The sequence below is a fragment of the Aliikangiella maris genome (genome assembly GCF_040719265.1).
GTDB lineage: Bacteria > Pseudomonadota > Gammaproteobacteria > Enterobacterales > Kangiellaceae > Aliikangiella > Aliikangiella maris.
The window spans coordinates 1-6,473 of record NZ_JBFDAH010000003.1 but is presented as its reverse complement, the minus strand read 5'-3'; the positions used below and the strand labels follow the sequence as shown (position 1 = coordinate 6,473).

Here is a 6,473-nt window from a genome sequence, read left to right as displayed (position 1 = left end):
ACATGACGAAAGTGTCTTAAGTCTAATCGTAATCCTTTTGTTTCTTTAACAAAGGTTCGACGTTGTTTTATCCCAAAATGCTTCGCTAGTTTGTTTAATCGATTGATAATTTTAATCGCCAGTTTACCATCGGTAGGATAGGTGATATTTTTTTCCTGGACTGTTGTGTCGATATTCACAGTCTCTTCCAGTGCGGCTTGACCATGTAAACCAACACTCATCTGAAACAGCTTTTCGCAACCGGCTTTTCCAATTCGTTTTCGAAAATAAACCAGCTCTGTTGCATGACAAGGCACATTTTGTTGAAACTCTTTCATTCCACAAAAGGCTTGGTAGTAAGCATTACGCTTCCACTGCATCACTAATCTTTCATCACTTAGGTTTTCTAAATGTTTGAGTAAGAGTAAACCAACCATCAGGCGGATAGGTTTACTTGGTGCGCCTATTCCTTGAGTGTAAAAATTGGCAAAGGTGTCTTCTAAATCTGACCAGGGAATTCGATGGGATAATTGAATTAGTGGATCGCTAGGATCTAACTGAAGCAGTAAATCGGTTCCGAATAAATTGGTTTGATGATGTTCTGCGCTTTGTGTCAGCATGATTTTTTCATTTCGACCAAAAAGTTGAGAGTTATTCTAACATTTTTGGTCGAAAAAGGGGTTCTTGATTAGAGATTATTTGTTAAATATCAGAAGGTTAGGCTTTTTTCAGGGGCGACTACCTATTTAATGATCATTGCTAGAAAAGTTAATCTCTTCTTGAGTATTTTCTTGTGCCTTGATGACTAAGTAGGGACGCGACAAAGTAGGGACGCGACAATTCCCTTTCAAAAAATTAACATGAAAAAATTCATTGACTAATTTGACTTACAGTCAAATCTAGAAGCAATAAATTTATAGGCAACAATATTGCCTGAGTTATCTATTATTGGTTCCATCGTTGGTTCATCGGATAAAATAATTTCAACTAGGCACTTGGTATCTGCAACAGGGTGACTTGCACCAAACTCAATGAGTGCATCCCGAACTCCAGGCTGTTCTAATACTATTTCAATGAAATCTAACGCCATTTCTTCGTCATCAGAACCAGGTTTTGCACCTTTTAATAGTTTGATTAATTCGTCAGAGTATCTTTGTGGGTTTTCTGCAATGATAGCTATTGCACCATCATCATTACCTGAACCTTTTAGATATATATGATGAAGTGCTAACAATTCTATCTTTTTATGGGAAATGATAAAAGTATCTATCATTAACATAGACACTAGAATTCCCATAAAACAGAATATCAAGACTTTTGATTTGTGTTTCATTGTTTTTTATTTAAGCGAACCAAAATTTTGATCAATTACAATATAAGGATATCGTCACAAAAGCGTTAAAAGAAATTACTCATCAGAGCAGTAATTATAGAATATTTCAAATATTGTTTTTATATCAAAAAAGATATACACTGCAAAGAATATGTCGGGATAAATTTCTTTATACAGGGACTGTACCAGTCTACTCCAACCAGAAATATTGGTTTCCCCAGTACATTTATAGAAACATAAAGTCAGAATCTTTACTTCATTAAGGGAGTGCCATTATGCGTGCAATATTGCGTAGTTTTTTAGTTCTTATGTTGATCGTTTCAATGCCTGCTTTGGCCTTAGTGCCAGTTGCCGATGATGATCATTTTTACGTTGCTACCAACGCCTCAGTTGAGATTAAAGTCAATGCCACCGATGAAGATGGTGATTACTTAACCTATCATATCGAGCAAGCACCACAGCATGGCACTTTAACCGGTTATGGTCCCGTATATATTTATACGCCAGCCGAAGATTATACTGGCCCAGATTCTTTTATCTTTTCAGTCAGCAGTAATAATGAATTTTCAAATCTTGCAACGGTTAGTTTTACGGTTGGTACAGGTACAGGCACACAACCTCCCTCTATATACAGTGTCGCGGTATTACGAGCAGATTTGGGACAACCTTACGCCTATAACGTTAACGCAAATGATGCAGACCCTCAGGATACACGCAGTTATCGTTTAACTGTGACACCAGCGGGAATGAGTATTGACGAAGCAACAGGGTTAATTGACTGGATCCCCGACTCTAGTCTCCTTGGCACTCATAATGTTTCAGTCGAAGCAAGAGATAGTAACGGATTAACCGATACACAATCATTTCAGGTTGAAGTTATCGAAGATTATCCACCGGTTGCCAATGATGGAAACCACACCATTTTAGCAAATACACCGACTCAAATTACAGTGAATGCCAGTGATCCGAATGGCGACTACTTAACCTATCACATAGAACAATCGCCATTGAATGGAACGTTACAGTATAATAGTGGGGGCAACTTTACTTACACGCCTAATCCGAATTTTAGTGGAATGGATAGTTTTAATTATTCGGTAAGTGGTAACAATCAGTTTTCCAATATTGCCACCGTCATGTTAACGGTTAGCAGTGGTAATCACGCACCAGCTATTACCAGTACGCCAATCATCAGCGCAAACCCTGGTATGGCCTATACCTACCAGGTAACAGCAACTGATGAAGATGTTGATGATACACTTAGTTTTAGCTTAATCACTTTTCCGTCAGGCATGACAATTAATGCATCGACCGGTGCTATTCAGTGGACTCCCGACAGTGCTGACTTAGGGACTCATTCAGTTGTTATCGAAGTGGCTGATGATAAAGGACTAACTGGACAACAAGGCTTTAGTATTGACGTGACGGCTGAAGCCAGTTGGGCTGTTAAAAGTTCGGCAGAGGTCAATAATGCACCTTTTGTGCAGCCTTCGCTTCCTGTAAATCAAATTGTTGGCGCTGTTGAAGGGAGCGGTAGTGTTTCCGGTGGAAGCGCGAGCTATTCAATACCTATTGCCATACCACCGGGGCGTGTTGGTATGCAACCGAAAGTATCGTTAAATTATTCATCAACCAGCGGAAATGGTCCGGTAGGAATTGGCTGGTCCATCAGTGCAACAGCGAGTATTTCACGTTGTGCGCAAACTGAAGCGCATGAGGGTCGCAACCTTGGCATTCAGTTTAACAGTGATGATCGATTATGTTACAACGGAAACCGATTAATACCTGTGAGTGGGGCTTATGGTGCAAATGGAACGGTTTACCGAACAGAACTTGATTCATTCGCTAAAGTAACCCAAATCGGCGCATTAAATGAGAGTAATACCTCTTTCACGGTTGAACAAAAAAATGGTCGCATATTATATTTTGGTATTGCGACAAACTCTCGAGTCATTCCTGATGGGGTTAGTCAAACACTGCGTTGGTTACTTGCCAGAGAAGAAGATCGCAGTACTAATAGAAACTCAATTGTCTATGAGTATTTGCAACTTGCCGACGCTGAAGTGCTGCTGAGTAAAATTTCTTATACCGGAGAAGGCACTACTGTTGGAAATCGTGCAGTCGAATTTGATTATATCGAGCGCAGTGATTATTCATCACGCTACATAGCGGGCGGTTTAATTCGTCAAACTCAAATTCTGGATAAAATAACCACTAAGGTGGGTAGCGAAAATATTGTACGCGTTTATGATTTAGAATTTGAATTAAGTGGCGCTTCCAATCGCAATCTATTAAAGAGTATTAAGGAATGTGATAGTAATAACCAGTGTTTACCAGCCACTTCATTTCAATGGCTAGAAAACGCCCCATCATTTGAAATGAAAAAAATAGGTTACTACCACAATGGAACCTATGAGCCTCAGTGGCAAGCACTTCGCAGTATTAACTGGCTATCTTCGCGAGGGGATCGTAATGGTGATGGGGTACCAGATTGGGGCGACTGGTATATTGATGCCGAAGGTAATTATAAAGGAGATAATGACGATACTGCGAAGCCATGTGAAATTAATCCGGCCACTTACCAGACTAACTGTATTTATGCTGACTTTAACCTGGATGGTCGCACTGATTTGTGGCGAACTCATTTGGGCGCATTTGAATTAGCCTATAGTACCAAAGCAGGTCCTGTTACCTGGTTTACAATTAATATCCCTTTAGGTTTGCTGCCTCGAGAATTTGTTGTTGATATGGCTGACTACAATGGCGATGGATGGCCCGATATCGTGATGGAGCGCAGTGAATACTATGATGAATTTGCTCGACATGATTTATCAACAGGTGAGCTGTATTTATACTTACACAGCGGTAACCCGGCATCGCCTTACACCAGCACAGGTCAACAGATATATAGCCATACCATAGAGGGGGATTTTGATAAAGCCTATCGCGATAGTTCCATTCAAATGCTAGGTGATATGGATGGCAATGGTCTGCCCGATTTTCTGGAATCAACTAATACACCATATTCTGGAGAAACTAGCGTTGATAGCCCCATTCCGCGTAATCTCTATCTAACCAAGCTGGATAATCAAGGCAATGTCTATTTCGATGTTACTAATATTCTTGTTCTGCCACCTAAGTTGGAAGCGACTTATTTTAATCTATTTATGGATATCAATGGTGATGGTTTATCAGATTGGATAAGTGTTGAAGGTTTAACCGGTTACCGACTCAATAAAGGGGGAAGTTTTACTCAGTGGCGCGCATTTACTGGCAATTGGCTATTGCGTAAAAGGCAAGTACCGATTGTTACAGGAGGTGAAATTGGTGGTCCAGGTAACGAAACTTTTCAGCAAAACCAGTACTATCCACGTTATTCTGCGGCATTCCGTCCCCATGATTTTGACGCTGATGGTAAGCAAGAGTTACTCATTCCTGGTACACATTTAGCTAAAGCTTGTCTTGATGTTCGTGATAATGGTGTTTATGAAAGGCGCTGTGGTGATGAGTTGTATGATGTGGTTGATAATGCACCTGGAGGAGCTATTGAATATGGCCCGCCAATTCCAAATATTGATGACAGTATTTTTCAGTTTAATGCGGTTAAGTTTATTGAAGATGCTGATGGTATTATTTCGGCTCAAGTTGTCGATACGCCCATTATTGGTTCTGCCACTCAAGTAACCACTTTTGATGCCTATGGCAATGGCTTGCAGGATTTCATTTTCACTTATGGTTGTCGTGACCATTACAACGGTAACTGCGAACTGACGGAAATTGATGATGAATTAGCAGGTAAAGATTTTGGTGCTTATATTATGCGTAATCGCGGCGCCTCATCACAAGCCGATGGTTATGAGCCGGTTGATATGCTGGCTAGTGTACAAAATGGCTTAGGCGTTAAGGATGAGTGGGACTATCGTCCGCTAAGTAGTACTCGTTATGATACCGCGAGTGATCCTTATTATGAGCGAGATACGGGTTATTATGATGGGCTGAGCAGCGAGGATAAGAATAAATACTTTAACTTTTCTTCAAGTATGTATGCGGTAGCAGAGCATCGCAAGAGTGATGGTGTTGGCGGCTTAAATTCGACTCGGTATCGCTATAAAGATGCCATGTTTAATCGTGAGGGTCGAGGCTTTCAAGGATTTAGAACCATTACCGTTGATAACCCCAATGGCATTCGCGCGGTTACCGATTTTCATCAGGTCTTTCCGCTTACTGGGCAAATTGAAGAGGCGCGAAGCTGTCCAATTGCAGATAGTAACAATCCCGCCTGTGTGACCAATCCTTTAACCAAGAAACAAGTGGGTTATTATGAAGTTAATACCACCACCTATGGTCATAAGTGGATTATTCCGGCTAAATCGGTTGAAACCCTGCTTGAGCTGAATGGGCGTGGCAAACTATCTGAAATGGTGAGCTATGTGGGCGCGAGTGATCCGGATAGTGATGGTGATTTCAATAATTTAGCAGTTAGCTCCTCGGCTTATGATAGCTACGGCAATATACTTGAATCGACCACCGAAATTGATACTGGTTTTGGTATTCAGAAATCATCAACCAGCACCACATATTATCCGCATGATTTAAATAGCTGGTGGATTAACAAACTTAATATCACCACTAAAAAAATCAATAAATTAAGTGGTGTGCCTGCTACATCGGTTTATCAAGCGGAGCTGGATAATGATAAAACGGTTAAAACAACGTTTTCGGTTTATGATGCTAAAGGTAGCCGTCAACCATCAACCATATTGACTGAGCCAGCGGGTGCTAAAGCGGTCACACAAACCCTGGTGTTTAATGATTATGGTCAACCGACCAGTGTCACATCGTCAAGTGTCGATGAAGTCAGTCGTACAGTGACCACGGTTTATACGACAGATAGCTATTTTGCTAAAGTCGTCACCAATCATATTGGTGATACCACCACGGTCACTAACCCGAATCACGGGCAACCGGATTCGGTGACAGACAGCAATGGTTTGGAGGCCAGTTTTGAGTACGATAGTTTTGGTCGATTACTCAAAACATCCAAGTCAGGTGTACCAGATACTTTTATACGTTATGCCTGGTGTCGTACGGTTAATGGGGTGAATAACTATTGCGCGTCGGTCTCAAATGGTAATGTGCGCTATAAAGTCACCAGTTATTC

At 40.9% G+C, this 6,473-nt stretch carries 3 protein-coding genes; 1 reads left to right on the top strand and 2 read right to left on the bottom strand.

Annotation, left to right across the window (positions count from 1 at the left end):
• Together ABVT42_RS03450 and ABVT42_RS03445 are read right to left on the bottom strand one after the other, a co-directional pair.
• Positions 1-599 (bottom strand): transposase (locus ABVT42_RS03450; protein ID WP_367023454.1); only part of this gene is annotated, 599 nt, incomplete at its 3' end.
• A gap of 257 nt (positions 600-856) precedes the next feature.
• Complete coding sequence (locus tag ABVT42_RS03445; RefSeq protein WP_353873716.1) at positions 857-1,264, bottom strand: hypothetical protein; 408 nt, start codon at positions 1,262-1,264, stop codon at positions 857-859.
• A gap of 323 nt (positions 1,265-1,587) precedes the next feature.
• Here ABVT42_RS03445 and ABVT42_RS03440 point away from each other — a divergent pair.
• On the top strand, positions 1,588-6,473 hold a 4,886-nt coding region (locus ABVT42_RS03440; protein WP_367023452.1), incomplete at its 3' end, for an Ig-like domain-containing protein.